The organism is Acinetobacter wuhouensis (genome assembly GCF_001696605.3).
Taxonomy (GTDB): Bacteria; Pseudomonadota; Gammaproteobacteria; order Pseudomonadales; family Moraxellaceae; genus Acinetobacter; species Acinetobacter wuhouensis.
On the sequence record NZ_CP031716.1, the window covers coordinates 860,733 to 887,167 of the forward strand.

At 38.5% G+C, this 26,435-nt stretch carries 29 protein-coding genes and 1 pseudogene; 24 read left to right on the plus strand and 6 right to left on the minus strand.

The features are described 5' to 3' along the window. Positions 1 to 14 precede the first annotated feature (14 nt). From BEN71_RS04735 to BEN71_RS04745, 3 genes are all read left to right on the plus strand, one after another. A protein-coding gene (locus BEN71_RS04735) for an IS3-like element ISAba14 family transposase (protein ID WP_223155595.1) occupies positions 15 to 1,147 on the plus strand; the annotation gives its coding sequence in 2 pieces (ribosomal slippage) (positions 15 to 267 and positions 267 to 1,147; 1,134 coding nt in all). A 61-nt stretch (positions 1,148 to 1,208) separates the two neighbouring features. Further along, positions 1,209 to 2,156, plus strand: a complete 948-nt coding sequence (locus BEN71_RS04740; RefSeq protein WP_068972737.1) for a hypothetical protein — start codon at positions 1,209 to 1,211, stop codon at positions 2,154 to 2,156. A 35-nt stretch (positions 2,157 to 2,191) separates the two neighbouring features. Continuing rightward, positions 2,192 to 3,351, plus strand: a protein-coding gene (locus BEN71_RS04745; protein ID WP_117276768.1) for an IS3 family transposase whose coding sequence is annotated in 2 segments (ribosomal slippage) — positions 2,192 to 2,426 and positions 2,426 to 3,351 — 1,161 coding nt in all. Because the reading frame shifts where the segments join, the coding sequence is not laid out codon by codon here. Here the strand turns inward: BEN71_RS04745 and BEN71_RS04750 are convergent. Further along, positions 3,311 to 4,474 carry a hypothetical protein gene (locus BEN71_RS04750; protein WP_068974880.1) on the minus strand — a complete coding sequence of 388 codons (1,164 nt, stop codon included), beginning with the start codon at positions 4,472 to 4,474 and terminating at the stop codon, positions 3,311 to 3,313. The two genes, BEN71_RS04745 and BEN71_RS04750, sit on opposite strands and share 41 nt — an antisense overlap. A 98-nt stretch (positions 4,475 to 4,572) precedes the next feature. Here BEN71_RS04750 and BEN71_RS04755 point away from each other — a divergent pair. The 3 genes and pseudogenes from BEN71_RS04755 to BEN71_RS04765 all read left to right on the plus strand — a co-directional run. Next, positions 4,573 to 4,971 (plus strand): annotated as a pseudogene (locus BEN71_RS04755) (alpha/beta hydrolase-fold protein); the annotation flags it as partial. 155 nt (positions 4,972 to 5,126) lie between these two features. After that, positions 5,127 to 6,227, plus strand: coding sequence for a YjgN family protein (locus BEN71_RS04760; RefSeq protein WP_068974879.1), 1,101 nt, complete (start codon positions 5,127 to 5,129; stop codon positions 6,225 to 6,227). A 19-nt stretch (positions 6,228 to 6,246) separates the two neighbouring features. After that, positions 6,247 to 7,365, plus strand: a complete 1,119-nt coding sequence (locus BEN71_RS04765) for a M48 family metallopeptidase (RefSeq protein ID WP_068974883.1) — start codon at positions 6,247 to 6,249, stop codon at positions 7,363 to 7,365. Positions 7,366 to 7,416: 51 nt separating this feature from the next. Here the strand turns inward: BEN71_RS04765 and BEN71_RS04770 are convergent, their stop codons facing one another. Further along, on the minus strand, positions 7,417 to 7,695 hold the full coding sequence (locus BEN71_RS04770; RefSeq protein WP_068974878.1) for a DUF2218 domain-containing protein: 279 nt from the start codon (positions 7,693 to 7,695) through the stop codon (positions 7,417 to 7,419). 189 nt (positions 7,696 to 7,884) lie between these two features. On the opposite strand from BEN71_RS04770, the gene rpe reads away from it, so the two are divergent. From rpe to BEN71_RS04815, 9 genes are all read left to right on the plus strand, one after another. After that, positions 7,885 to 8,571 carry a ribulose-phosphate 3-epimerase gene (rpe, locus tag BEN71_RS04775; protein WP_068974877.1) on the plus strand — a complete coding sequence of 229 codons (687 nt, stop codon included), beginning with the start codon at positions 7,885 to 7,887 and terminating at the stop codon, positions 8,569 to 8,571. A gap of 423 nt (positions 8,572 to 8,994) precedes the next feature. Beyond that, on the plus strand, positions 8,995 to 9,471 hold the full coding sequence (locus BEN71_RS04780; RefSeq protein WP_227542654.1) for a hypothetical protein: 477 nt from the start codon (positions 8,995 to 8,997) through the stop codon (positions 9,469 to 9,471). A gap of 55 nt (positions 9,472 to 9,526) precedes the next feature. Beyond that, complete coding sequence (locus BEN71_RS04785; RefSeq protein ID WP_068974876.1) at positions 9,527 to 11,401, plus strand: copper resistance system multicopper oxidase; 1,875 nt, start codon at positions 9,527 to 9,529, stop codon at positions 11,399 to 11,401. After that, positions 11,388 to 11,717 carry a hypothetical protein gene (locus tag BEN71_RS04790; RefSeq protein ID WP_068974875.1) on the plus strand — a complete coding sequence of 110 codons (330 nt, stop codon included), beginning with the start codon at positions 11,388 to 11,390 and terminating at the stop codon, positions 11,715 to 11,717. The genes BEN71_RS04785 and BEN71_RS04790 overlap by 14 nt, the downstream gene beginning before the upstream one ends. Further along, positions 11,704 to 12,657 (plus strand): copper resistance protein B, encoded by a 954-nt coding sequence (locus BEN71_RS04795; protein ID WP_068974874.1) that lies wholly within the window; start codon positions 11,704 to 11,706, stop codon positions 12,655 to 12,657. Before BEN71_RS04790 ends, BEN71_RS04795 begins: the two co-directional genes overlap by 14 nt. A 545-nt stretch (positions 12,658 to 13,202) precedes the next feature. Continuing rightward, positions 13,203 to 13,520 (plus strand): DMT family transporter, encoded by a 318-nt coding sequence (locus tag BEN71_RS04800; RefSeq protein ID WP_068974873.1) that lies wholly within the window; start codon positions 13,203 to 13,205, stop codon positions 13,518 to 13,520. A gap of 79 nt (positions 13,521 to 13,599) precedes the next feature. Beyond that, the gene (gene sugE, locus BEN71_RS04805; protein ID WP_068974872.1) at positions 13,600 to 13,917 is read left to right on the plus strand and encodes a quaternary ammonium compound efflux SMR transporter SugE; all 318 of its coding nucleotides are present in this window, start codon (positions 13,600 to 13,602) and stop codon (positions 13,915 to 13,917) included. Between the two features lie 25 nt (positions 13,918 to 13,942). Continuing rightward, positions 13,943 to 14,425 (plus strand): methylated-DNA--[protein]-cysteine S-methyltransferase, encoded by a 483-nt coding sequence (locus BEN71_RS04810; RefSeq protein ID WP_068974871.1) that lies wholly within the window; start codon positions 13,943 to 13,945, stop codon positions 14,423 to 14,425. Positions 14,426 to 14,460: 35 nt separating this feature from the next. Then, positions 14,461 to 15,126: a nuclease-related domain-containing protein gene (locus tag BEN71_RS04815; protein WP_068974870.1), complete on the plus strand. Its 666-nt coding sequence runs from the start codon at positions 14,461 to 14,463 to the stop codon at positions 15,124 to 15,126. Between the two features lie 184 nt (positions 15,127 to 15,310). Here BEN71_RS04815 and BEN71_RS04820 read toward each other — a convergent pair whose 3' ends face one another. Together BEN71_RS04820 and BEN71_RS04825 are read right to left on the minus strand one after the other, a co-directional pair. Further along, positions 15,311 to 15,613, minus strand: a complete 303-nt coding sequence (locus BEN71_RS04820) for a ferritin family protein (RefSeq protein ID WP_406565263.1) — start codon at positions 15,611 to 15,613, stop codon at positions 15,311 to 15,313. A gap of 564 nt (positions 15,614 to 16,177) precedes the next feature. Then, positions 16,178 to 16,945, minus strand: coding sequence for a hydroxymethylpyrimidine/phosphomethylpyrimidine kinase (locus tag BEN71_RS04825; RefSeq protein WP_068974869.1), 768 nt, complete (start codon positions 16,943 to 16,945; stop codon positions 16,178 to 16,180). A 101-nt stretch (positions 16,946 to 17,046) separates the two neighbouring features. Between BEN71_RS04825 and BEN71_RS04830 the strand changes: the two genes are divergently transcribed. The 3 genes from BEN71_RS04830 (at position 17,047) to BEN71_RS04840 (ending at position 19,122) form a co-directional block, all read left to right on the plus strand. Further along, the gene (locus BEN71_RS04830) at positions 17,047 to 17,691 is read left to right on the plus strand and encodes an HAD-IA family hydrolase (protein ID WP_068974868.1); all 645 of its coding nucleotides are present in this window, start codon (positions 17,047 to 17,049) and stop codon (positions 17,689 to 17,691) included. A 198-nt stretch (positions 17,692 to 17,889) separates the two neighbouring features. Then, positions 17,890 to 18,426 carry a hypothetical protein gene (locus BEN71_RS04835; RefSeq protein WP_152033030.1) on the plus strand — a complete coding sequence of 179 codons (537 nt, stop codon included), beginning with the start codon at positions 17,890 to 17,892 and terminating at the stop codon, positions 18,424 to 18,426. After that, positions 18,427 to 19,122: a hypothetical protein gene (locus tag BEN71_RS04840; RefSeq protein WP_068974866.1), complete on the plus strand. Its 696-nt coding sequence runs from the start codon at positions 18,427 to 18,429 to the stop codon at positions 19,120 to 19,122. Here the strand turns inward: BEN71_RS04840 and BEN71_RS04845 are convergent. Then, positions 19,119 to 19,583 (minus strand): Lrp/AsnC ligand binding domain-containing protein, encoded by a 465-nt coding sequence (locus tag BEN71_RS04845; protein ID WP_068974865.1) that lies wholly within the window; start codon positions 19,581 to 19,583, stop codon positions 19,119 to 19,121. The two genes, BEN71_RS04840 and BEN71_RS04845, sit on opposite strands and share 4 nt — an antisense overlap. A 138-nt stretch (positions 19,584 to 19,721) precedes the next feature. Between BEN71_RS04845 and BEN71_RS04850 the strand changes: the two genes are divergently transcribed. The 6 genes from BEN71_RS04850 to BEN71_RS04875 all read left to right on the plus strand — a co-directional run bounded on the left by BEN71_RS04850 (position 19,722) and on the right by BEN71_RS04875 (position 25,893). After that, entirely contained in the window at positions 19,722 to 20,981 is a 1,260-nt protein-coding gene (locus tag BEN71_RS04850) for a D-amino acid dehydrogenase (protein WP_068974864.1), read from the plus strand. A gap of 43 nt (positions 20,982 to 21,024) precedes the next feature. Continuing rightward, positions 21,025 to 22,125, plus strand: a complete 1,101-nt coding sequence (gene alr / locus BEN71_RS04855; RefSeq protein WP_068974863.1) for an alanine racemase — start codon at positions 21,025 to 21,027, stop codon at positions 22,123 to 22,125. Positions 22,126 to 22,191: 66 nt separating this feature from the next. Continuing rightward, a complete protein-coding gene (locus tag BEN71_RS04860; RefSeq protein ID WP_068974862.1) occupies positions 22,192 to 22,554 on the plus strand; it encodes a RidA family protein in 363 nt (120 codons plus the stop codon). A gap of 135 nt (positions 22,555 to 22,689) precedes the next feature. Continuing rightward, positions 22,690 to 24,120, plus strand: coding sequence for an amino acid permease (locus BEN71_RS04865; RefSeq protein WP_068974861.1), 1,431 nt, complete (start codon positions 22,690 to 22,692; stop codon positions 24,118 to 24,120). A gap of 148 nt (positions 24,121 to 24,268) precedes the next feature. Continuing rightward, positions 24,269 to 25,381, plus strand: coding sequence for an acyltransferase family protein (locus BEN71_RS04870; protein WP_068974860.1), 1,113 nt, complete (start codon positions 24,269 to 24,271; stop codon positions 25,379 to 25,381). Positions 25,382 to 25,383: 2 nt separating this feature from the next. Then, on the plus strand, positions 25,384 to 25,893 hold the full coding sequence (locus BEN71_RS04875) for an SMI1/KNR4 family protein (protein WP_068974859.1): 510 nt from the start codon (positions 25,384 to 25,386) through the stop codon (positions 25,891 to 25,893). 48 nt (positions 25,894 to 25,941) lie between these two features. On the opposite strand, the gene hemJ is transcribed toward BEN71_RS04875, so the two are convergent. After that, positions 25,942 to 26,394 carry a protoporphyrinogen oxidase HemJ gene (gene hemJ / locus BEN71_RS04880; RefSeq protein WP_068974858.1) on the minus strand — a complete coding sequence of 151 codons (453 nt, stop codon included), beginning with the start codon at positions 26,392 to 26,394 and terminating at the stop codon, positions 25,942 to 25,944. Positions 26,395 to 26,435: the final 41 nt, after the last annotated feature.

Here is a 26,435-nt window from a genome sequence, read left to right on the forward strand (position 1 = left end):
ATATGGAGTATTTTATGGCACGTAGACCAAGAAGAAATCATTCAAATGATTTTAAAGCTAAGGTAGCACTTGCTGCGATTAAAGCAGAAAAAACACTTGCTGAATTGAGTGCTGAGTTTGATGTTCATCAAAACCAAATTATTGACTGGAAAAATCAATTGATCTCAGCTTCCTCGCAAGCTTTCGATCAATCAAAAGCTCCAACAGAACCACCCATCGATCTAAAAAAACTACATGCAAAAATCGGTGAGCAGGCATTAGAAATTGATTTTTTAGAAGGTGTGTTGAAGAAACTGGGCCGCTTCAACCACAAAAGTTAATCGACGACTCACTTCAGATTTCAGTATCTAAGCAAGCTAAGCTGCTGAAAGTCTCCCGTGGTTGTTATTACTATCGCCCAAAACCTGTGAGTGCATCAGATCTGAAGCTGATGCGATGTATTGATGAATTACATATGCAATATCCTTTTGCAGGCAGTCGTATGATGCGTGATTTGTTGAATCGTCAAGGACATCATATAGGACGACGTCATACACGTACTTTAATGAAGAAAATGGGTATTCAGGCGTTATATTGCAAACCAAATTTAAGCCAGGCTAATCAAGCTCACCGTAAATATCCATATCTGCTCAAAGGGTTGGCTATTCAGCGCAGTAATCAAGTGTGGTCTACGGATATAACGTATATCCCTATGGCAAAAGGCTTTGTTTATTTATGTGCTGTGATTGATTGGCATAGCCGCAAGGTACTTGCGCATAGGGTATCGATTAGTATGGAGGTGGATTTTTGTATTTCGGCTTTAAATGAAGCGATTGAAAAATATGGTCGACCTGAAATATTTAATACAGACCAAGGCAGCCAGTTTACCAGTGATGCATTTATTGATGTATTGAAATCAAATGGCATTCAAATCAGTATGGATGGTAAAGGTCGATGGGTAGATAATGTGATGGTTGAACGATTATGGCGGAGCGTTAAATATGAAGAGGTGTATCTCAAAGCTTATAGCAGTGTCACAGATGCGAAAAAGCAATTAAGTGCATATTTTGAGTTTTATAATTTGAAACGACCTCATTCGAGTCTAGACAAAATGACACCAAATGAGTTTTACTATGATCAGCTACCCCAACAAAACAAGGTGGCTTAACTAGAGCGGAATATCACTTATAAATACGCTTTTAGTTGTTCAAACAAGTGGGACCACCTCTATGGTATGTAATTATAATTGTTTGTTTAATGGTAAAAGTAAGTTTGGTGTTAAAGGTGTAACTCGTGATTTTGTTAATTTGGGAGGGATAATACTTGATGATGCGCACAGTGCTTTTTCTATCATAAGAGATGTATATACTTTAAGTATTGATAAAATCAAAAATAATGAACTATATATTAAATTTGTAGAGCTATTTTATAATGCTTTTGAAAAGATAGATAAAATAGTGACATTCGAAGAGATGGTGTCAGGTCAAGATACATCAAATGTACTGGAAATACCTTACTGGGATTGGCTTGATAAATATACTCTTTTAGTATCTGATTTGAGTAAAAATTTCTCAAATGAATTTGCATGGAGCTTAATTAGGGATAATTTAAAGTATTGCCACGTACTTATAAGCCATAATGCGATTACAATTACACCTATTTTACCAATATTAGAAAGTTTTCCATCTTTTAGTGAATGTTCTAGAAGAGTTTTTATGTCTGCTACAATTGCAGATGATAGTGAACTTATAAGAAGTTTTGATGTAAGCAAGCAATCTATTGAATCAGTCATTAAAAATAGATCTTTAGCTGGTATTGGGGAAAGAATGATTTTCATGCCAGATGAAATTCTACCAGAAACGATAAATCGACTTTTTAGTAAAGCCCAGACTAGAAAAGTCGGTTGTTTAGTTTTAACACCATCTGATGTAAAAGCTGAAAAATGGAGTGACTATGGTTATGTTCTTAATAAAGATAATATCAATCAAGGTATAGAGGCACTAATTAAGAGGGAGGCAGATAAACCAATCATATTATCAAATAGATATGACGGTATTGATCTAGCTGGTGATTCTTGTAGATTACTTATTTTAGATGGATTACCTATTGGAACCTCCTCTTATGAAATTTTCAGAAGCATGATCCTAGACAAAATAATGGACAGCACGTCCCTCTAAAGATAACGTAACTTTAATCTTTGGAGATTCAAGAAATGGCTAAACGTTTTAGTCCCGAATTTAAACAGCAAGCGATTGATTATGCACTTTCAAACTCACACGAGTCTGTAGCTGCAATCGCCCAGAAATTAGGTGTGGGTTATTCAACATTAGATAAATGGATTCGTGAAACCAATCCGGCAGGTTCAAGCAAACGTCAACTTTCACCAGAACAACAGCGGATCGTGGAATTAGAGAAAGAAGTCAAACAGCTCAAGGAAGCCAATGACATCTTAAAAAAAGCGCATGTGTACTTTCTAACAGATCATGCCAAGAAAAGTACACGGTAATTCAAGATCTAGATATGAATGAAGTCACCGTATCTTCTGCCTGTAAATACCTAGGTGTCAGCACTTCAGGCTATTATGCCTGGCGAAAACGTCAAGCCAATACGGCACAGAAATATAATGACTTAAAAGCCGTATATTGGCAGCATCATGCACGATTGGGTGCACCTTCATTAGTACATGACATGCATGATTTAGGTTACAACATGAGCGAACGTACTATTGGAAGGATGCTAAAAAAGCTTGGTTTACGTAGCAGGATTGCGCGTAAATACAAGCATACGACTGATTCAACCCATCGTTTGCCTACAGCACCCAACTTGTTGGATCGCCAATTTACAGTTACTCAGCCTAATAAAGTCTGGACAACAGACATTACCTATATCCGCACTAAAGAAGGTTGGTTGTATTTATGTGTGATGCTAGATTTATTTAGCCGTCGTATCGTGGGGTGGCAAACCAGCCATCGAATAGACCGCCAGTTGGTGTGTGATACGTTTAACTATGCAATGGCTCGTCAGGGTTATCCAACTGGTGTTATGGTTCATTCGGACCAAGGCTCACAGTACTGTAGTCGTGATTTTAGAGCGCTGTTACTGAAAAATGATTGTACTCAGAGTATGTCTAGACGTGGAAACTGTTGGGATAATGCAGTGACTGAAAGCTTCTTTCATACATTAAAAGGTCATGTGGTACATGGCAGTGTGTTTTCGACTCGAAAAGAGGCGAATGCGGTCTTGTTTGATTATATTGAGATTTATTACAATCGGGTCAGAAGGCATTCTGCAAACGGCTGGTTAAGTCCAGAAGCCTTTGAACAGAAATATTTCAAGAATTTAGAGGGATCGATTGTCCACGATACTGTCTAGGATCAATCAATTTAGTCAGTGCTTGTCTGGCTGCATTACCTCTATGTATTGAAGACTTTATTTCTTTTGAAAATAATTGAAGATTACGATCCTCAATTTCTTTGATGGATGTGTAGTATGGGTTTCCATGTTTAGTAAGAAAGACGTAATTTTCATCTTTAACTTTATAAAGGCTCTGTGATGCTCTTTTCTTCCAAGATTCAGAGCTTAAATATTGATCTATATCTTTGATTAACCATGCTGGTACTTTTAAATTGTGTTCATAGCCACCCTTAGTATCAATAATTGATTTTCCGCCTATTCGAATGCTGTAGGTATCATCAGTACTATTCAGCATTTGTTTAGTAAGTAACTCTTTTATATGAAATGCTCTTAACGTACAGATAGTTTGTAATCTTGCCCCAGTGTATAGAGCTATATAGCAAATAAGTTGAAAATCTCTAGAAGCATATTGTTCTAAATATTGAAGAAAAATTTGCTGTTCAATCGTAGAAAGTGGGTGAAGTCTTCCACCATCGATAATTTCATTTCCATATCGAGGATTTGGACTATGCCGAATTTTCAGATTTGAACTATTCACCTGTTTTGTATAAATTTCACCTGAAGAAGTAATGCATGACACATAGGTTTTAATTTTTTCATATGGTCGATTCTTTAATTCATCAGGGGTAAATACATTTTCTGCAATTAAGAAATCATAAAAACGTAAAATTCTATTCATCCGTTGACGAGCAGTGCTTGGTGAAATTAAACCAAGTCTTATCCTTTGCAAAAGTGATGTATGGAATAGATAAGTCACTCTTTTTTCAGGCTTAGGAGGGAGGTGCAAGATATCTAATTCATTTTCCTCTAAGAATCTTAAAAAATCTATTAAGTCTGATGCAACAGACTCTAATAGAGCAGTGCTTTTTTTCTCATCGATGAGTAAGTGATTGAAATAATTTGAAGATAGATGCCATACAGTATTGTCACTTTTGATCAATGATGGAAATCTTGGGCAATAGATACTTTCCATTTGGTCAAAGCTATTTGTTATGGAGTCAAAATAGGTTGGACGATATTCTTTTATAAAATTTATATGGGCTTTAGATTTAGAAAAATACGGCTCTAATTTTTTGCTCATGTTTACCCACTCACTAAATAGTATCTATTTACAACATGCTATAAATTCCATATAGTTTTTACAGCACGTTGAAGAAGCATACTACACAAAGTACATTGAGTATGGGCGGTCATGGTGCTTTGACTTTGGCTTGGAAATATCCCAATTTATTTAAATCTGTTTCAGCATTTGCCCCGATTTGTGCGCCAAGTGATTGTCCATGGGGAGAAAAAGCGTTCTCAAATTACCTTGGAAATGATCAGTCTGAATGGGCACAACATGATGCAACACAATTGCTTTTATCCAAAGGACAGTTGTTTGATGAGGTATTGATTGATCAAGGGATTCAAGATCAATTTTATAGCCAATTGCATCCTGAAAAGTATCAACAAGCTTGTGATCAAGTGGGGCAAAAATTAACCTTGCGATTCCATGAAGGTTATGATCATGGTTACTATTTTATTCAGAGCTTTATTGATGACCATTTGCAATTTCATGCTTTGCAACTCACCAAATAATTGATTCATTTTTAGAAAATAAATAAATGAGCAAAAAACAAATTCAGTTTGCTTTTTGCTCTATTTCTTTCAATATAAAAAAACGATAAACTGACTGAGTTAATTTTTAATATATCACTTTAATTTGAATCAAATAATTGAATAAAGAGAATAAAATGCAAGATCAGATTCCACCACCTTTTCCAGATCAGCCGAATACTACGCCGATTACACCGCCAGAAAGTCCAATAGCATCATTACACCAACCAATTGTTCGTCGTTTTAGATTTCATGGCGATGCGATGGAATATTTTGGCATTTGGATTGTCAATATCCTGCTGACGATTATTACCTTAAGTCTTTATGCCCCATGGGCAAAAGTACGTCGCTTACGTTATTTTTATGGTAATACAGAATTTTCTCGTAGACGCTTCGATTTTACAGGAATACCCACTAAGATTTTGGTTGGGCGCCTGATTGCACTTGGGATTTATGCTGCTTTCTCTGTGTCATCACAGTATTCAATGGTCGCAACGGTTGTTGGTTTTATCGTTTTATATGCGGCTGTGCCGTGGTTGATCCGTGCAACTTTACGTTTTACCGCAAGAAATAGTAAGTTTGGTAATAGTCGTTTTTATTTTGGCGGAACAACCAAAGAGTCTTATAAGATTTTTATTTTAAGTATTCTGCTCTATATTTTTACCTTGGGTATATTTACACCTGTCGCGATTTGGATGTATAAAAAATACTATCTCAATCATCTCTATGCGGGACAATTAGAATTTAAATTACATGCAGATTGGTCTGCGTATATGGCAGCTGTATATGTCCCTATTTTTATGGCGATTGGAATTCTCATTGCCTTTTCAATTGTATTTTTTGGCATCATCGGTTCGATCGTTGGGTTTTCGCCAAACTTCTTTATGTTCGGTTTCTTTGGTGCGTACATAATCATTGGATTGTTTGTCTATCCTTTAATCTCTGCACGTATTTTTATTACCACTTGGAACAATACCACTGTTGGTAATAGCCAATTTAAAACAGACTGTAATCAATGGCGCTATGCTTGGATTGTGGCTACAAATTGGATTGCTAAAATATTTACCATTGGCTTAATGTCGGCATGGGCGGCGGTTCGTATTCATCGTTATCAAATTGAATCAATGAGCTTAACGTTGTATGACGATCCAGATCAAATGATGAATTTAGCGCAACAAGAGCAAAGTGCACTTGCCGAAGAAATTAGTGACATTTTCGATATTGATGTGTCTTTATAAAAGAATGAGTTAAATCATGATGTCGCGATCAATTGATGTAATTTTTTATGATGGTGTGGTGTCAAAACCACATCATGCGCAACTTTCAGCACAATCTGAAACAGAGGTTGTGCTGCGTTATGGTGAGCGTTTAGAGCTCCAGAAGCGCTATGCATATAACGATATGACCTTGATCGGCGCTTTGGGGAAGCTCAATCCCATTATCGAACTGAATGATGATGCCCGTATCGAGTTTCAAGGTGAGTTACCTGAATGGTTTAATTTAGGTGCGAAGAATGTTCACCATTCCATTTGGAAATTAGAACGCTCTCCCTCGTTAATTATATTCAGTGTTATTTTTGTCATCGCTTTTGTCATTGGATTGGTTAAGTGGGGTGTTCCTACCGCATCGCATTATGTGGCATTTCAATTGCCTGAAAATAGCATGAAGAAGTTAGGTGATGAGGCGGAAGAATATGTCCTCAACAATTGGACAGCACCAAGTACTTTAGCAAAAGGTCAAAAGGATCTAATTACTCAGCAGTATCTAACGACCATAGCCGAGGGTAAGCCTGCAAAACTGGTTTTTCGTGAAGGTAGCCATTTAGGTGCAAATGCTGTTGCATTGCCAAACAATACCATTATTGTGACAGATGAATTGATTGCAATGGCACATAGTGATCAAGAAATTCTCGGTGTTTTGGCACATGAGCAAGGGCATTTGATTCAACGACACAGCCTACAACAGGGCTTAACCAGCTTAGGATTGAGTGTGTTGTATATCGCGATGACAGGGGATAGTTCAGATTTATTCACCTCTTTACCGATGGCAATGGTCGGTGCTAACTATTCACGCAAGTTTGAGTCAGAAGCAGATATGTATGCTTTAAAATTAATGGATCGTAAGGGGATCGAAGTTTCTCATTTCGCTAATTTTTTACAGCGCTTAAGTGATGAAACTGAAGCGGCTGAGAAATCGGATGGAAAAGATAAAGCGAATAAAGCCGATCAAAAATCTGCTACAAGTACACCATCTGCGCAGAATGAAACTGATGAAAAACATTCTTCTTTAGAGATTTTTGAAGCTTTATCGTCACATCCTGCGACTGCTGAACGGATTCAGATGGTACGTGATTTTGAAAAACAGCAAAAAAAGTAACCTGATTTTAAAGGTTATTTTTGATTCCAAAGGATAACATCAAGCGAAGTCTTAAGCTTGATGTTGCCACTCCACCGTGAATTCTTGCTGTGCCATTCGATTTAAATGTTCAATAATCACATGCTGTAAATGAGCATCATCTTCTTGTGAGGTCTCTAATTCGACAATAAGACGATCTATGTGTGGACGTAAAATCACAGTCGCATCGGGCATGAAAATACTGAATTTTTCATCTGTTTCAGCCACTTCAAATTTGTGTTTCCAATGATTCAATAAACGTTTGGCAACGCGTTTTGCATCATCAGTTTGAATAGTAGTATTGCTTTTCATTCTCATTTACTCCTGAGCCCACTTAAAACTAGCAAAAAAACATGGCTCAGGCTGTTATTTAAATAGAACGCTTCGTTGCATTATTGCAATGCCAATCATGGCTTGGACGATTTATCGCAGGCTTTCAGCAAAGTTCAGCCAGAAATTTGCTATAATTGAGAAAACCCATATTTCAAGCCAGGTTGATCCATGTCCAAGCCATTTTTAATTGCACCCTCTATTTTATCTGCTGATTTTGCTCGTTTGGGTGAAGAAGTTGACAATGTATTAGCTTCAGGCGCAGATGTTGTGCATTTTGATGTGATGGATAATCACTATGTACCGAACTTAACTTTTGGTGCTGGTATATGTAAAGCTTTGAAAAAATATGGCATTCAAGCGCCAATTGATGTGCATCTTATGGTTTCACCTGTAGATCGTATGATCGGTGACTTCCTAGAAGCAGGTGCGGATATTATTACTTTCCATCCTGAAGCAACACATCATATCGATCGTTCTTTGCAATTGATCAAAGATGGTGGTGCGAAAGCAGGTTTAGTATTTAACCCTGCAACACCTTTGCATTACCTAGACTATGTTTTAGATAAAGTTGATCAAGTACTGTTGATGAGTGTGAACCCTGGTTTTGGTGGGCAAAAATTCATTCCTGGTACTTTGGATAAATTACGTCAGGCACGTAAAATCATTGATACCTCAGGTCGTGATATTCGTTTGGAAGTCGATGGTGGCGTAACACCGGCCAATATCCGTGAAATTGCAGAAGCGGGTGCAGATATGTTTGTGGCAGGTTCAGCGATTTTTGGTAAGCCTGATTATAAAGCGGTGATTGATGAGATGCGTGCTGAATTGGCATTGGCAGGTTCACAGAAGGCTTAGACTTTTACACAATAATATGGATAAAATTGTGGATAAGTTTGATGATAACTATATGGATAACTGTGTAGATAAGCTTGCTGATAAACTGTTTATAGTTTAAGCAAAATAAGATCAATTGCTTATGACTTATACAAAATAAGTTTAAAAAGAGTCCAAACGGGCTCTTTTTTGATTTAAATACCAAGAAAATTTCTGTTTTATTTTTAATCTGTATTTTACAAACATGCTGTTTGATTATTAGGCACTAAATACAGATAGGAAAAGGGCTTGATGATTTTTCATTGGCATAATTTACTTTATACATGATTTCGTATTGATACGGTTTTAGACTTCAAATATGTATTGAATGTCATTGCGCGATTTGCCACTCCTCAAATTATTGGGTATGCTAAAACGAGTTAATTCTCACTTGATTGATGGATAATGTTCACACAACTCTGCAAACAGGCTTGGTTTGTTTGTCTTATGGTTTTTGCCATAGGGTGGAGTGGTGTGTCTGTAGCTTCTGTAAAAACCATGCAGATCAGTATGCAGATGCAACATGAGCAGATACAGAATCAAACTGGTGTTGATCATGCAACCATGATGCAGCACATGTCAGTACAGGATATGAAACAGCATTGTACAGATCTGGAAGCACAGAATCAGCAGAACGATGGCTCTGCACTGAGTCTAACAGATTGTCATAATCAACTGATTCAATCCAAACACATGCAGCATGCGGATTGTCAAAACTGTGCTTTATTTTCCTGTCAGTCTTCAATTGTCTGGTTCAATACCGATATTCCAAAATTGACTGTTCCTCAAGACAATTCTGAACAGAACTCCCCAAAAATTCATTACCAGGCTCAGCATCTCGCAGGGCATTGGCAGGAAATTCTACGACCTCCTAAAGCTTAATCTGATTTTCCGAAGCATTATTTTTTTAAATAAATTCAGAAATTAAGGTTGAGTTATGTCTATTCAATTTTCAAAAAGCATCGTCGTCGCTGTTGCTTTATTCTCGTCTACCTGGGGCTTTGCAGCAGTCAAGGAATATCATCTGACCATTGATGAAGGAATGGTCAATGTCACAGGTAAATCTCTAAAACGTATCACCGTAAATGGTCAGTTCCCTGCGCCTTTGCTCGAATTTGAGGAAGGTGATGATGCGGTGATTCATGTACATAATAATTTAAAAAATCAGGATTCTTCGATTCATTGGCACGGCTTGTTATTGCCAGGTTTGATGGATGGTGTACCAGGCTTTAACGGTTTTAATGGCATTAAACCAAAAGGCGATTTTGTCTATAAATTCAAAGTGCGTCAAAGCGGAACTTACTGGTATCACGCGCATTCCAAAGGTCAGGAACAGGACGGTTTATACGGTGCTTTGGTGATTTATCCAAAGGACAAGAAACCACTTGCTGAGCATGAAAAAACTGAGCGTGACTATGTGGTGATGCTTTCGGATTTCCATGAAAAAACCAGCGACCAGATTCAAAAAGACCTGAAAATTTCCGCTGAATATTATCAGGATCAGCGCGAAACTTTGGGTGATGTATGGAAACAGGTGAAACGTGATGGCTTAAAAGCCACGTGGTCTGATCGCAAAATGTGGAATCAGATGCGTATGTTAAAAACTGACATGTCTGATGTTACGGGTTATACCTACTTGATCAATGGTAAAACGCCTGAGCAGAACTGGACTGGCATGTTTAAGCCGAATGAAAAAGTGCGTCTGCGTTTTATCAATGCCTCTGCGATGTCGTTCTTTGATGTGCGCATTCCGAACCTGAAAATGACAGTGGTCGGTGCAGATGGTCAACCTGTGAAACCTGTACCTGTGGATGAGTTCCGTATTGGTACAGCAGAAACCTACGATGTCGTGGTTGAGCCAAAGACAGGACATTATCAGATCGAAGCAGAGTCGATTGACCGTTCAGGTTTTGCGATTGGCACATTGCACAATGAATTGACACCGCAATCGCATGGTATTCACATGCCACAAGCACGCCCTCGTGCCATTTTAACCATGGATGATATGGGGCATGGTGGTGAGCATGCAGGTATGGATCATTCAAAGATGAATCATGGTGCGATGCAAGGCATGGATCACTCAAAGATGAATCATGGTGCAATGCAAACTATGGATCATTCGACTATGCATCAAGAAGCAGGCAATCATGCGAATACGCAAACTGCTGATTACGCCACAATGGATCATTCACAACATCAAATGCCTGCAGCAAAAACAGCACAAAAATCTGATGCAGTTGTAGAGGGTTGGGCAAATGCTGCAACGCCACAAGGTGATAAAGCCCTGCAATACAGTGATTTAAAATCGTTAACGCCACAACCTGATACCCGTGAAGCGACAAGTGAATTGGTTGTTCGTTTGGGCGGTACGATGGAGCGCTATATCTGGACAATTAATGGTAAAAAATTCAGCGATGCAGAGCCATTAAAAGTGAAATATGGCGAGCGCATCCGAATTAAATTTATCAATGACAGTATGATGGCGCATCCGATGCATTTACATGGCATGTTTATGCAACTGGAAAATGGTCAGCCTGCGGTGGATATGCCGAACAAACACACCATCGTTGTACCACCTGCAAAAACAGTGACGGCATTACTCACTGCGGATGAATTGGGTGAATGGGCGATTCACTGTCATCTACTGTATCACATGAGCGCAGGCATGATGAATAAATTGATCGTTGCCAATGTTTCAGAGGGTGAAACGACCACGACACCAATTCAAAAAAATGCTTCAAATAGCCAAACAAGCAATGTAAATAAAAACAGCAATGCAGCACAGCAAGGAGATCAACATGCACATCACTAAGTTATTTTCAAAAGCTGTATTGCTAAGTTCGTTATTTTTAATCAGTGCTTGGACGATAGCGCATGAAGGACATGCACATGGTATGCAACAGCAACATGCTGAACATCATCAAATGCCACAAGGTCATGTGATGAGTCATGCAACCATGTCAGACGCAGAATGTACACAACATCGTCAGGGTGAGCATGCGCATATGAGCAATGCTGAATATGCAACACATTGCAAAACAGCTCAACCTAAAAATCAAGCGGATCAAAAAGGCTCAACTGATACGAAAAGCCAAGACTTAAAAGGAGATAATCATGCACATCATTAAGTTATTTCCAAAAACAGTATTGGCAAGTTCGTTATTTTTAGTCAGTGCTTGGGCTGTGGCACATGAAGGGCATCATTCAGATACATCGACTGAAACCCAAACGACAGCGATGCCTGCAATGGATCATTCTAAAATGAACCATTCACAGATGAATCATGAAAATATGAATCACGCATCTATGAATCATGGCGCAATGGATCATTCACAACATCAGCAAAAAGCAGTTTCTGCTCCCGAGGATCACACTGCCCATCAAGGGCATGATCACCGCAAAGAACATGGCGCGCAGATCTATGCGATAACCACCGTGGACAATAAATGGTTGCTGAATGAAGATGGTGAGGGTGCTTTAAAATCTGAAATTGAAACCCGCATCGGGACAGATGAAAACAAGATTTTCCTGAAAGCACATATTGATAAGCATGAATCACACGATGCTGAATATGACTTTAAAATGCTCTACAGTCGCATGATCTCTGATTTTTGGGATGCACAGATTGGTGCACGCTATCGTGTGGAAAAAGTTGAACGTGATCAGAGAGGTACTGATACAGAAGAAAAACTGGATGGTGTGATTGGCTTGCATGGTATGGCACCGTATTTTTTTGAAACCGATGCTTATCTCTATGTAGGTGAGGACAATTATTCAGGCTTTAGTCTGGAAACTGAACGTGATTTATTGCTGACGCAGAAGTTGATTTTTCAACCGTATTTGAATGTCGATGTGGTATTTTCAGATGATTCTAAATATGCCAAAAAATCAGGTCTGAGTGGTGTGATAGCAGGTATTGAAACCCGTTATGAGATCAGTAAAAAAGTCATGCCGTATATTGATATTGCTTATGAATATTCAAAAGGTAATGATGCAACGCCGTGGCAAGTGGAAAGCGATTCTGAAAAGGGTTGGCTTTATGGTGCAGGGGTCAGGTTTAAGTTTTAAACCTGAACTTTGATGTTTTAAATAATTGATGTTACGAACTTTAAAAACAATTCACCTTTCAAACTGTTTTAGAGCACACTTAGCGGAGTCATACATCTAAAGTTTTAATTTCAGGATTAGCCTTCAGCTGGACCTACTTTTTTTTCGGAAAAAGTAGGCAAAACCATTGTCATCCGCAAAACTCGTCAACTACCATCTTTTGATTGATATATCGCAGAAACATTAGCTTATAAATGTAGTCCTGCCTCAAACACGTTGCGGATGACGTTATCGCGTATCCAATTTTATTGAGAAAAAATGTTTTGATGTTACTGTGTATTATTGGTTGAATAGTGAATTGTTTTAGGGCTTTTATAATTAAAGCCCTAATTTTTATAGGTGTATTTTGGGTCAAGTTTTGTAAATCATGCCCAAATATGTCGCAAAATAAGTTAGTATTTAATCATTCAGCGGAGGAACGACCTCCCTTAGTGCTTTATTTCTAAAAACTGCACCAAGAAAAATCGTCAGGACGACCTGACTCTAATTAAAATTTGGAGGTCGTCATGGCTTGGATCGTTCTTATTTTTGCAGGTGTCTTTGAAATCGTTTGGGCATATACCATGAAAATGTCCGAGGGTTTCACTAAGCTCACACCGAGCGTTGTCACAATATTTTTCATGATCTTAAGCTTTGGTCTTTTGGCGTATGCGATGAAAACATTGCCGTTGGGGACTGCCTATACCATCTGGACAGGAATCGGTGCGATTGGTTCATTTCTGGTCGGAATCTTTGTTTTAGGTGAGCCAACCTCTGCCATGCGTATGCTTGCTGCGGTTCTGATCATTTCAGGTTTGGTATTGATGAAACTCTCATCTTCATAAGTTTCTAAATTTAAATCAATTTTCGAACAGTAAGGTTGAATTATTCACCTTACTGTTTTTCTGATGTGAGGAATAAATTATGGCTTGGGCATTATTGATTGTTGCAGGTTTGTTGGAAGTGGTTTGGGCATACTGTATGAAAGTGTCTGACGGTTTCAGCAAACTGACACCAAGTATTTTGACCATTGTTTTTATGATCGCAAGTTTTGCATTATTGTCCTATGCCATGAAAACATTGCCACTCGGCACAGCATATACCGTATGGACAGGCATTGGTGCGATTGGGTCATTTGCAGTCGGGATATTTTTCTTAGGTGAGCCTGCATCGGCTATGCGTATGTTGGCTGCGGTTTTAATCATTTCTGGGTTAATATTGATGAAACTCTCATCATCTTAATGTGAATTTATTTAAGGAGAAGTTGATGAAACTGTCTTTTATGGAAATGGCTTCTCCTGTTGGTCAGCTTAAACTTGTGGCGACTGAAACTGCTTTAGTCGCTGTGCTTTGGGAAAATGAAAACCCCAATCGTGTTCGTTTGGCGGAATTGATTGAAAATACACAACATCCGATTTTGCTCGAAACGCAAAAGCAGTTGAATGAATACTTTGCAGGGCAACGTCAGGTTTTTGATTTGCCTTTAGATTTTGAGGGCACTGAGTTTCAACAGAAAGTCTGGCAGGCTTTGTTGACCATTCCTTTTGGTGAAACCCGTAGTTATAAACAGATTGCAGAACAGATTGGCAATGTTAAAGCTGTTCGTGCTGTGGGCGCTGCTAATGGTAAAAATCCAATTTCGATTATTGCGCCGTGTCATCGAGTCGTTGGAGCAAATGGGAAACTGGTGGGTTTTGCAGGTGGGTTGGAGAATAAGGGTATTCTTTTAAAAATTGAGAAATTACAATAAACTAGACTTAATTATTGATAATATTAAAATTTTAAATGAATACATCACAAATGTTAGCACCACTTTTTTCGCAACTGTGGTGGATGATTCCATTATTCCTGATTGTTGGGGCAATCAAAGCATTTAAGCCTTTTTTAAAAGGGAAAATAGGAGAATTTGCTGTCAGTGCGCATGTAAAATTGTATCTGGATAAAGAGAAATACACGTTGCTGAATGATTGTACTTTACCTGATGAACAGAACCAAACCACACAAATAGATCATATTTTATTGAGTCCGTATGGCATTTTTGTGGTTGAAACCAAGAATTACAAAGGGTGGATTTTTGGAGGAGAACTTCAGAAAACATGGACACAGAAGATTTATAAAAACTCTTATAAATTTCAAAATCCATTGCATCAAAACTATAAACACCAAAAGGTTTTAGAAAACATTTTGGCTGATATTGTTGATCCTGCGTTGATTCATTCAGTCGTAGTTTTTATGCCTGATTGTGAGTTTAAAACACAAATGCCGAGTAATGTTTTTCGTGGTGCAGCTTGGACAGATTATGTCAAAGGCTTTCAAGAAGAAGTGATTCCATCGACAAAACTCAAACGTATTCAGCTCAGAATTGAAAAAGAAGTGCTGGAAAAGTCATGGAAAACCAATCGTCAGCATGTACAGAATTTGAAAGACAGTCATGCAGACAAAACCGTTTGATTAAAACTAGCTTAGTGACTAAGTAAGATACTTATCTCAATCAAGTAAATATCTTACTTTATCCAAAGAGGTTGTCTTTTGTTTTTTCAACTCTTTATCTGCAAACTCATAAATACTTTTTTCATGATTCAGCACATATTCAAAAAACATCTGAGTATCCTGATCTGCATGTTTGCATAAGCGTTCAAAGGCTTGCATAAAAGGTTGTGAAAAACATCGCCAATTTCCACGGCATTTTAGCCAATGCAAAACCTGTGGCATTACCTTGTGCTTTGATATGCAAACGAGATGTGGCTTTTAAGTTATTCTGTTTTAAAAATGCCTGAAAGCGCTCAAGGGTTTGAGTTTCTAAAGCTGCCAAAGCCAACCATTTTTGTTTATGTTCTTCTGATTTAGCGTGTTTAGCAGCAGTAAGAAAAACAGCTTCACCAAAGATTTCAGACTCTAATAGTTTATTCAGATCATCTTGATATTGTGGGTAATTCATCAGTCATTCCTTTTCAATTATTTTGTTCTTAACCTTATATTTACAACTGTTTATTCGCTGTGATCAGCTTTGAATCGTGGATAAAAATATTTTAGAGCAATTACTCTAATTTTAAAAGTATTATGAGATAAAAAGCGAAAGATGAGGGGGCTTTGATTTTTGTATTTGTATAAGTGATTGAAAAATTAATAACTGATGTTACGCACATTCAAATGTAAAGCATCATATTAAACTGTTTTGAAGTTTACTTGACGGAGTCTTGCATCAAAAGTTTTGATTTAGGGATTAGCCTTCGGCTCGACCTACTTTTTTTTCGGAAAAAGTAGGCAAAACCATTGTCATCCGCAAAACTCGTCGGTGACCATCTTTTGATTGATATATCGCAGAAACGTTAACTTACAGATGTAGTCCTGCCTCAAACACGTTGCGGATGACGTTATCGCGTATCTACTTTTATCGAGGTGTAATTTTCAATTTTGATATTACTACGTAACATCAGTTAATAATGAAAGCTCCTTCTCCCTTTGGGAGAAGGTTGGGATGAGGGATTAAAAGCAATTCAACTCAAAACCGCTTTGGAATTTTCTGACCACCTTCAACAGGTGTTTCCGCATTTTTCAATACGCCAAATAACCATGCTTCTGCATGATTTACAGCAACTGGTAATGAATCGCCCAAAGCTAATCGACCTGCAATAAAACTTGCAAGCGAACAGCCTGAACCGTGATATTCACCGTCTAAACGCGGGCATTTGGTTTCGGAAACCATTTCACCATTCACATAAAGCGCATTGCGGATATAGTCAGGGGTATCTTCATGTCCGCCTTTAACTAAAACTGCTTTTGCACCCATTTCAAACAGTTTTGCTGTGGCTTTATCGAGGTCTTGCTCACCTGTTAAAGCTCGAAGCTCCACTGTATTTGGCGTGAGTACGGTTGCTAAAGGAATCAATTCGACAAAGGCTTTAACTAAGGTTTCCTGATTGCCCAATGAACCGCCACTATTGGCAACTAATACAGGGTCAAGGACATAGAGATAATCCGAATGTTCACGTAAAAACTTTGCTAAGGCTGCGATATTATCCGTAGTCCCTAACATGCCTGACTTAACAGCTTTAATTGGTAGATCTTTCACTACGGCATTGGCTTGAGCGAGTAATAATTCTTTAGAAGTCGCTTCAAAACCAAAGACCTGCTGAGAGTTCTGAACTGTCAGTGCGGTACAGGCGATGGCTGCATGTGCACCACTTTGCCCAATAGCTTCAATATCTGCTTGCAAACCTGCGCCACCTGATGGATCAAGACCTGAAAAACACAATACAGTAGGGCGCACGATGATGTCCTTAAATTCACAAATTTGAGTTAGTATAGGCAACTTTAGCAAAACTCTCGACTGTAATTTTGCATCGCTTGAATTTAGTAAAAGGTAAATCTGTGCTTAAAAATATTTTGATTGATTTAGACGGAACTTTGACCGATCCAAAAGAGGGGATTACCACTTCTGCACGTTATGGACTGAATAAAGTGGGACATCCAATTCCTGACAGTGAAAATATTGACTGGATTATTGGTCCTCCATTAAAAGCGTCTTTGGCAAAATTATTGAATGTCGATGTGAATGATGATTTGGCAGAACAAGCTTTGCTTGGTTATCGTGAGCGTTTTGCAGTGACAGGCTTGTATGAAAACCATGTGTTTGATGATGTCGCTTCGACATTGGAAGCATTGAAAAATAAAGGTTATCGTCTATTTTTAGCCACGGCTAAACCCGAAATCTATGCACGTCAAATTTTGGATCATTTTGATTTACTCAAATACTTCGACTATCCCTACGGCAGTGAACTTACAGGTGAGCGTACCAATAAGGGCGAATTGATCGCTTATATTTTAGAGAAAGAGCAGTTAAACCCTGATGAGTGTTTGATGGTCGGTGACCGTGAGCATGACATTTTTGGTGCACGTAAAAATGGCATTGAAACCATTGCTGTAGAATATGGTTATGGTTCAAAAGAAGAATTGGATGAAGCAAAGCCAAAGGCGAGAATTGGAAAGTTTTCTGCTTTGTTGAGTTTGGTTTAAATTAGAAAGTTATGAATGCATAATCAGCTAGAGGATATTCCTAGCTGATTTTTTAATCGCGTTTCTGATACACTGCTGATAATCCTTAGAACATTAATAACAATGAAAAAAAAACTGATAAAAATCTTGATTATATGTGCGCTCTGTCTTTGGATCATTATTTTTGCCACTATAAAGTGGTTAAGTGCAGATGAGCCGTTGTCAAAAGAATCTCAAGTATTGCTTGATCAAGTGCAAATGTATGATCCTGATTTACAAGAGCATCCTTATTTTTTTGAATTGGGTTTTGATGCAAGGAATGATGCAGACCAAATTTTATTAGGGCAATTACAATATCATTCGGATTGGTCGAATTTTATTCAGCATCAGTTGGGTGAAGAGGGTAAAAATAACAATCAGGATTTAGAAAAGTTTAGAGGGCAATTTTTTAGTCAAAAAAGCATAGACATGTTCAAGGCTATGCAAGCTGTAGCGAAAGAGCAAGGCTTGAGTTATCAGTTATATTCACAAAATCGCGCAGAATTACAACGTTTGTATGCTTCGCAAGGAATGTTGAATGCAAGATTTCAACGTTTATTAAATGCGCCGCAATCGGATAAAGTTTTATTATTGACGGCACAAGCAAAAATCCCTGATTTTATACTGATCATTCGAATGCATCATTTGTATCTTTCTCATTTAGCATTTAAGAACGATATATCGGGTATTGTTAAATATATTGAAAAATTGGAGTAAATGAATACGCATGTTCCCTTGATTGATAAAATGATTCAACTAAGTATGCTCTCTGATAGTTTGAATATTTTAAATGACTTAAACCGTAAAACTCCAAAAGTCCAATTTCAAATTCCACGACTGACACCACCACAGTTATCAGTGAGGTATAATTTTGCTGATGAAATAGCACGAACTGAATCGATACTGGTTAAATTCAATGATGACCAAGTTTTTGCAAAAAATATTGATCATATCTTTGAAAATAAAAATTCATCATCGATCAAGTTATGGCTATATTATTCATTCGTCCATTTATTTTTCTTAAAGAACACATCATTAAATAGCTATGCCGAACCAATTTCTTCCTTTGTTTCATTATCAGAAATGGAAAATAACCAATTTAAGCAGGCTATTCAAAAGGATTTAAATATCCAACAGAATAGAGCGCCATTTAAAAATTATTTAGGTTATAAAATTGTCGATGTTGCCATGCCAGCTTGGAAATCTTATGTTGTTAGCCCGAGATTTGTGAATCAAAAAATTCAAATTCTAAATGTGCTGGTTCAAAATCGTCAGTTTGATTTAAAACAATTGAATCAGAATAAAGAGGGTTATGAATATTACCAAACTGCGACGGAGTTGTGTATTAAAAGTCCAGATCCGCAAACAAAAGAAGAGGATTGGAAGCGGTATAAAAGTTGCTTGAAAATTTAATTTACATCTAAATACAAACTTTCCTTAATCTCCTCCATCACAATATAACTATGTGATGATGCAGAAGATGGTAGTTTCTTGAGCAAATCACCCAATAAGCGACGATAAGCCGTCATTTCTTTCAGTCGTGCTTTGACCAAATAATCGAAATCACCTGAGATCAAATGACATTCTTGAACCTCTGGAATTTCCATTAAATCTTTGGCAACTTGCTCAAAAACATCACCAGACTTTGCTGATAAACTAATTTCTAGAAAAACCAATAGATTACGATCCAAATGTTTCGGATTGAGCCGTGCATGGTAGCCCATAATTACACCATCACGTTCCAGCCGTTTTACACGTTCTGAGCAAGGTGTCGTTGATAAACTGACCCGAGCAGCCAATTCGCTGATGGCGATGCGACCTTCATTTTGTAGAATTTCTAAAATCATTCGATCTGTACGGTCTAATTTGCGCATCAACTATTTCCTTTTTTTAGTCAATTTTCACGACAAAAAATTAAAACACCTAAATTATAGCGATAAAAACAGTGAAATAAACTATTAAACTGAAAATATACTAGCAAAATAAACTAGTAAATGCGTAAAGGATAAGAAATGCGTGTAATCGTATTGGGTAGTGGTGTGATTGGTGTCGCAAGTGCATATTACCTCGCACAGCAGGGAGCTGAAGTTACAGTTTTAGACCGTCAAACAGGTCCAGCAGAAGAAACAAGCTTTGGTAATGCAGGGCAAATTTCACCTGGATACTCGACACCGTGGGCTGCACCAGGTATTCCATTCAAAGCTGTGAAATGGATGTTTCAGCATCATGCACCGCTGGCAATCAATATTGATGGCAGTATGTGGCAACTCCAGTGGATGGCGCAAATGCTGAAAAACTGCAATGCAGAAAGCTATGCCATCAACAAAGAACGTATGACCCGTGTGGCAGAGTACAGCCGTGATTGTTTACGTGAGCTTAGAAAAGATACAGGCATCAGTTACGAAAACCGTTCAAAAGGAACGCTACAAGTTTTCCGTAATGAAGCACAGCTTGAAATGGTGCAACGTGATATTGCAGTACTTCAAGAGTGTGGTGTTCCACATGAATTATTACTCAAAGATGATTTAGCCAAAGTTGAACCGGCTTTAGCGCATGCAAAAGATAAACTGGTTGGTGGTTTACATTTACCCAATGATGAAACAGGTGACTGCTACTTATTTACCAATGCCTTGGCAAACTTGGCTAAAGATTTAGGCGTTGAGTTTAAATTCAACCAAAATGTAGAAAAACTGGTGGTTGAAGGTGATGAAATTAAAGGTGTCGTGGTCAATGGTGAAGTATTGACAGCAGACCGTTATGTACTGGCTTTTGGTAGTTATTCACGTGACTTCTTAAAACCACTTGAATTGAACTTACCTGTTTATCCAGTCAAAGGCTATTCACTGACGATTCCTATCGTCGATGCAAACTATGCACCACAATCAACTGTATTAGATGAAACCTACAAAATTGCGATTACTCGATTTGATCAGCGTATCCGTGTTGGTGGTATGGCTGAACTGAGTGGTTTTAATCACGGCTTAAATACAGATCGTCGCGGTACACTTGAAATGGTCACACAGGATTTATTCCCAGGTGGTGATTTGGCTCAGGCTTCATTCTGGACAGGTTTACGTCCAATGACTCCTGACAGTACGCCAATTATCGGTGCGACACGCTTTAAAAATCTGTTCCTCAATACAGGTCATGGCACGCTCGGCTGGACGATGGCATGTGGTTCAGGAAAACTGATCAGTGATTTAGTCCTGAATCATAAAACCGACATCAGTACGGAAGGCTTATCAATCAAACGCTATCCGCACGCTGCTTAATTGATATTCACGACCATCTTCAACTTATTCAGGGACGAATAAAATGCCTAGACCGATTTGTGCAGTCATTCATCAAAGTGCACTGCAACACAATCTAAATATTGCCAGGCAATATGCACCACAAAGCAAAGTATTCGCTGTGGTGAAAGCCAATGCCTATGGGCATGGTGTTGAACGTGTTTATGATGCATTTAAATCAGCTGATGGTTTTGCATTACTGGATTTGGATGAAGCCAAAAGACTTCGACAACTGGGTTGGACAGGTGAAATTCTGCTTTTGGAAGGTATTTTTTCAGCGCAGGATTTACAGGTCTGTCTGGATTTGAATCTCAGTTTTACCATTCACAGTACACATCAGATTGAGTGGTTGGCTGAATTTTCACTGCCTGCACAGTTTGATGTGTATTTGAAAATGAACAGTGGGATGAACCGTTTAGGCTTTCCACCTGAACAATATCGTGCTGCTTGGGAAAAGTTGAATCAACTTAACAATATCAAATCCATTACCCACATGATGCATTTTTCAGATGCAGATGGTGAGCGTCTTGGACAGTCAGGTATTGATTATCAATATGGCGTGTTTGAAGAAACCATTCGTGATCTTCCTGGTGATCGTACCGTATCCAACAGCGCAGCCATTTTAAGACATTCTCAACAGCTTTTATCCAATACTGTGCGTAGTGGCATCATGCTCTATGGTAGTTCGCCAGATTTCCCAACTCATTCCATTCATGACTGGAATCTCAAACCGACCATGAGCTTACGCAGTGAAATTCTTGCGATTCAGGAGATTCAGGCGGAACAAACCGTTGGCTATGGCTCTAAATTCACTGCAACGGAAACGATGAAGATTGGCATTGTGGCATGTGGTTATGCAGATGGTTATCAGCGTATTTCCATGGATGCCCCGATTCTAGTCAATGATGTTCTGACTAAAACCATAGGTCGCGTCAGCATGGATATGCTGGCTGTAGATTTAACCCATATCCCTACAGCCGAAGTTGGCAGTGAAGTGGTGTTGTGGGGCAAATCTTCAAATGGCGTAATGTTGCCTATTGATGATGTAGCAGCAAGTTCAGGCACAGTCGGTTATGAACTGATGTGTGGTGTGACTGCTCGTGTCCCATTCATGATTGAAAATTAAAATTAAAAAATACGCATTGAGAATGCATTTTTTTAGTAAATCATTAATTGAAAAAAGGAAGTCACAATGACTCAGCATAGCGATATACAAAAGATCAACAGCACAGAAGTGATGAGTTCTGTGACAATATTCAATAAAGTTGTGTATTTATCAGGACAGGTTCCTAAAAATACCGATGCCGATATTACAGGGCAGACTTTGGATATTTTAGCAACGATTGATGAGTTGCTTGCGGCTGCAGGTACAGATAAGTCTCGCTTATTGTCTGCACATGTATATATTAAGAACCTTTCTGATTTCCAGACCTTTAATACTGTCTGGATCGATTGGTTAAAAGGTTGTGTAACCCCTGCGCGTGCAACGATTCAAGCAGACTTAGTCAATCCAGACTGGTTGATTGAAATTGCGGTCACAGCTGCGCAGGCTTAATTTTTTGTAAATGTAATTCGACTGAGCACTATGTCACCCATAGTGCTCAGTCGGTCTGGATCAAACACTAGAACGAGGATGTTCTGACGCCAAAAGCGGGTTTGATCTGAAAGAAATGTCAAAAAGGATATTTTTATGACAACTTCAAGCCATCCAGATGACGCACAATCGTCGCCACATGAGCTACAACGGAAACTCTCCAACCGTCATTTGCAGTTGATTGCGATTGGTGGTGCGATTGGTACAGGTTTATTTATGGGATCTGGTAAAACTATTTCCCTCGCTGGTCCATCTATTCTGATCATTTACATGATCATTGGTGCAATGTTCTTTTTCCTGATGCGCGCATTGGGTGAAATTCTACTTTCAAATCTCCATTACAAGTCTTTTATTGATATGGCACATGACCTGATCGGTCCTGCTGCTGGTTATTATATTGGTTGGTCATACTGGCTCGGCTGGATTCTGGTCGGGATTGCTGACCTTGCCGCCATTATTAATTATCTGAATTTTTGGCTACCCGAGGGAACGGCATTTACCCCCATGGGACAAGCCATGATCAGCGCAGGCTGTGTTTTACTGGTTCTGGGTATTAACTTACTGACTGTGAAACTGTTCGGTGAAATTGAGTTCTGGTTTGCCTTGATCAAGATTCTCGCCATTATTGGTTTGATTTTGATTGGTGGCTTTATGGTGTTCAGCCATTTCCAAGCGCCAAGCGGTTCAGTGGCAAGTTTCAGCAATGTCTGGTCGCATGGCGGTATGTTCCCGCAAGGTGGCAGTGGTTTCCTCGCAGGTTTCCAGATCGCTTTATTCGCCTTTGTTGGGGTTGAACTGATCGGGACTATGGCAGCTGAAACCAAAGATCCTGAGAAAAACCTACCGAAAGCAGTCAATGCGATCCCTACTCGAATCATTTTGTTCTATGTATTAGCATTATTCATTGTGATGTCAGTGACGCCGTGGAATCAGATTCCTGCTGATCAAAGTCCATTCGTGACGCTGTTTATGCATGCAGGTATTGCTTCTGCTGCGATTATCATGAATCTGGTGGTATTGTCTTCGGTCATGTCGTCAATGAACAGCGGTGTGTTCTCGACCAGTCGTATGCTTTTCGGTCTGGCAAAAGAAGGTCAGGCACCTGAAAAATTAGCAGAACTATCTAAACGTGCTGTTCCTGCAAAAGGTTTATTGTTCTCCTGTAGTTTCATCATGGCAGGCGCGGCATTGCAGTATTTTGTGCCAAATACACTTGAAGCATTCACTTTGGCAACCTCATTGTGCGTGATTTTATTTATCAGTATCTGGAGCATTATCATGGTGTGTTATATTCGCTATCGTAAATTGCGTCCTGAACTACATGAAAAATCAAACTTTAAAATGCCAGGTGGCGTATGGATGTCGTATGTGGTACTGATTTTCCTTGCATTCACTTTAGTGATTCTGAGTTTAGAGCCTGATACTTTAAGAGCACTGATGATCAGTCCGCTCTGGGTGATTATCCTCGCAGTGACTTATCAGCTACTGTATAAACCACGGATGAAAAAGCGTAATAAACTTCAGTAAATCATTATTTTTATACAATATCAGGAGATACCGAAATGTTATCTCCTGAACATTTCCTCACAATTTGAATTGCAAAGCCTTCACAAATTATTATCAATCACTAAAAAAATCTATTTTAATACTCGCAGTTAAAACGAATACGAGCATTATGCGAAATTATAAAATAGATATATTGCGTGGCATTTCCATACTTCTGGTGTTGATTCACCATTTCAATATTCCATATAAATTGCACGATACCTTTTTAGGGATACAGTTTTTTGGTGAAAGCCTGAGTACGCTGATCGCTCGAAATGGTAATTATGGTGTCACCATGTTCTTTGTGATCTCGGGTTTTTTGATCACGCAACATACTTTGCAGCGTAGTTCTTCTTTAGCACAGATCAATCTCAAAGATTTCTATATACGTCGTATTGCGCGGATTATACCGTGTCTGGTTTTACTGGTGGCAATGGTCACAGTGCTAGGCAGTTTCGGTTTAAAGCCATTTATGAACCAGGCGCCGAATGATATTGAAGTGTCTTATGCTTTAACGGTTTTTTCAGCATTTACCTTTTGGATGAATATCCTGATCATTGAAAATGGCTGGGTCAATTATGCACTGGGTGTGCTGTGGTCACTGTCTGTGGAAGAAGTCTTCTATGTGGTTTTTCCGATTTTGTGTGTACTTTTAGGTCGTGGAAAAGGTTTCATTCTCTTTCCGCTTGCAGTGATTTGTTATGCACCGTATTTCCGTTCTTTGCATTTTGGTGAAGAAAGTGGGGCATATCTCTATCATTATTTTTCAAGTTTTGATGGTGTTGCGATTGGCTGTATAACGGCATTAATCGTTCAAAAGTATTCAGGTGTATTGCCCCATAAAAATCTGATCATTGGCATTGTTTCAGCCTTAATGATCGCCTTGTATTTCTATGCGCCAATCAAAGAAGTCAGTACATGGGGCATCAGTGCATTTGCACTGTTATCGGCTGTTTTAATGTTCTGTTTTGCGCAGAATTCAAAGGCTCATGCACAATCCTTCTTTGCAAAAATAATGGTATGGATTGGTCAGCGCAGTTATGAAATGTATCTGTTTCATCTGATTATTCTTGGGCTATTTAAAGTGTTTTATTTCCCCAAAGAAACCTTGGCTGCTGAAAAATTGATGTTATTGCCTGTTTATTTTATTTTGGTCTTTATCTTAAGTTGGGCGATTGAAAAGTATTATTCGACGCCGTTGAATGCGAAGATTAGGAAAAAATTAATCAAAATAAAGGAATAAAAATGGAGTTACATCAGCTGATTGAGAAAATCAAAACTGAGCAAAATTGTGAAGTTTTTCCTGCATTGGAAAATATTGATCTACCTTCTCGGACACCTGATGATCTTCGTCAATTCTATCGCCTTTGTAATGGAATACAACTGTTTAAAGATTCAGATTATGCAATAGAAATTGTGGGTGTAGATTTGTTTATTCCGATCAATCGCTATTTGTATCCGCTTGAATCAATAGATTGGAATGCAGATACAGATGAAGTCAGCAATCATTGGTATTTAATCGCGAAAGACACTATGCAGAGTCAATATATCAGTCTTGATTTGACCCAGGAACGATATGGTCAATGTTATGATAGTTTTATTGAAACCCATTCTTTAATGGGGAGTTCACCTATTATTGCCCGTAATTTTACAGAATTTTGGCAACAAATTTATACTGGTAAAGGGCAGTATTGGTATTGGTTACAGGATGATTTTAAATCTTTAGGTGATGCTTATGATCCACCTATTTTATAGACCATAAAAAACCTCCACATGGAGGTTTTAAATTTTGGTATGGGTATTTTAAAAAGTCGGTTTAACCACCACTAAAATAATCACAGCAACTAAAATCAAGGTCGGCATTTCATTGAAAAAGCGCCAGAATTTATGTGATTTGTAGTGTGCATTACCAATCAATTTTTTACGATAATAACCACAAACAAAATGGTAAATCACTAATAAACCCACCAGTCCGACTTTGAGATAAAACCAAACGGCTTCGTGATAATGACGACTTGCATCACCCCAATCGACAAGGAAATGAGCTGTGATGAGTGTTGCGACCATCGCAGGCCACATGATGCCACGATACAACTTACGTTCCATGACTTCAAAGCGTTGATGGCTGACAGCATCATCACTCATGGCATGGTAGACATATAGGCGGGGGAGATAGAACAATGCAGCAAACCAACAGACTACTGCGATAATATGAAGTGCTTTGACCCAAAGGAAAGCTTCTGAAGGAGCATCCATCAATTTACCCTTTAAAGGGCAGTGTGGAAGAAGTTGATCAT

Bases quoted from the DNA above. Each gene is read 5' to 3' on its own strand.
- BEN71_RS04740 (WP_068972737.1), top strand. From the start codon at position 1,209: ATGGTATGTAATTATAATTGTTTGTTTAATGGTAAAAGTAAGTTTGGT.
- BEN71_RS04750 (WP_068974880.1), bottom strand. From the start codon at position 4,474: ATGAGCAAAAAATTAGAGCCGTATTTTTCTAAATCTAAAGCCCATATA.
- BEN71_RS04760 (WP_068974879.1), top strand. From the start codon at position 5,127: ATGCAAGATCAGATTCCACCACCTTTTCCAGATCAGCCGAATACTACG.
- BEN71_RS04765 (WP_068974883.1), top strand. From the start codon at position 6,247: ATGTCGCGATCAATTGATGTAATTTTTTATGATGGTGTGGTGTCAAAA.
- BEN71_RS04770 (WP_068974878.1), bottom strand. From the start codon at position 7,695: ATGAAAAGCAATACTACTATTCAAACTGATGATGCAAAACGCGTTGCC.
- rpe (WP_068974877.1), top strand. From the start codon at position 7,885: ATGTCCAAGCCATTTTTAATTGCACCCTCTATTTTATCTGCTGATTTT.
- BEN71_RS04780 (WP_227542654.1), top strand. From the start codon at position 8,995: ATGTTCACACAACTCTGCAAACAGGCTTGGTTTGTTTGTCTTATGGTT.
- BEN71_RS04785 (WP_068974876.1), top strand. From the start codon at position 9,527: ATGTCTATTCAATTTTCAAAAAGCATCGTCGTCGCTGTTGCTTTATTC.
- BEN71_RS04790 (WP_068974875.1), top strand. From the start codon at position 11,388: ATGCACATCACTAAGTTATTTTCAAAAGCTGTATTGCTAAGTTCGTTA.
- BEN71_RS04795 (WP_068974874.1), top strand. From the start codon at position 11,704: ATGCACATCATTAAGTTATTTCCAAAAACAGTATTGGCAAGTTCGTTA.
- BEN71_RS04800 (WP_068974873.1), top strand. From the start codon at position 13,203: ATGGCTTGGATCGTTCTTATTTTTGCAGGTGTCTTTGAAATCGTTTGG.
- sugE (WP_068974872.1), top strand. From the start codon at position 13,600: ATGGCTTGGGCATTATTGATTGTTGCAGGTTTGTTGGAAGTGGTTTGG.
- BEN71_RS04810 (WP_068974871.1), top strand. From the start codon at position 13,943: ATGAAACTGTCTTTTATGGAAATGGCTTCTCCTGTTGGTCAGCTTAAA.
- BEN71_RS04815 (WP_068974870.1), top strand. From the start codon at position 14,461: ATGAATACATCACAAATGTTAGCACCACTTTTTTCGCAACTGTGGTGG.
- BEN71_RS04820 (WP_406565263.1), bottom strand. From the start codon at position 15,613: ATGAATTACCCACAATATCAAGATGATCTGAATAAACTATTAGAGTCT.
- BEN71_RS04840 (WP_068974866.1), top strand. From the start codon at position 18,427: ATGAATACGCATGTTCCCTTGATTGATAAAATGATTCAACTAAGTATG.
- BEN71_RS04845 (WP_068974865.1), bottom strand. From the start codon at position 19,583: ATGCGCAAATTAGACCGTACAGATCGAATGATTTTAGAAATTCTACAA.
- BEN71_RS04850 (WP_068974864.1), top strand. From the start codon at position 19,722: ATGCGTGTAATCGTATTGGGTAGTGGTGTGATTGGTGTCGCAAGTGCA.
- alr (WP_068974863.1), top strand. From the start codon at position 21,025: ATGCCTAGACCGATTTGTGCAGTCATTCATCAAAGTGCACTGCAACAC.
- BEN71_RS04860 (WP_068974862.1), top strand. From the start codon at position 22,192: ATGACTCAGCATAGCGATATACAAAAGATCAACAGCACAGAAGTGATG.
- BEN71_RS04865 (WP_068974861.1), top strand. From the start codon at position 22,690: ATGACAACTTCAAGCCATCCAGATGACGCACAATCGTCGCCACATGAG.
- BEN71_RS04870 (WP_068974860.1), top strand. From the start codon at position 24,269: ATGCGAAATTATAAAATAGATATATTGCGTGGCATTTCCATACTTCTG.
- BEN71_RS04875 (WP_068974859.1), top strand. From the start codon at position 25,384: ATGGAGTTACATCAGCTGATTGAGAAAATCAAAACTGAGCAAAATTGT.
- hemJ (WP_068974858.1), bottom strand. From the start codon at position 26,394: ATGGATGCTCCTTCAGAAGCTTTCCTTTGGGTCAAAGCACTTCATATT.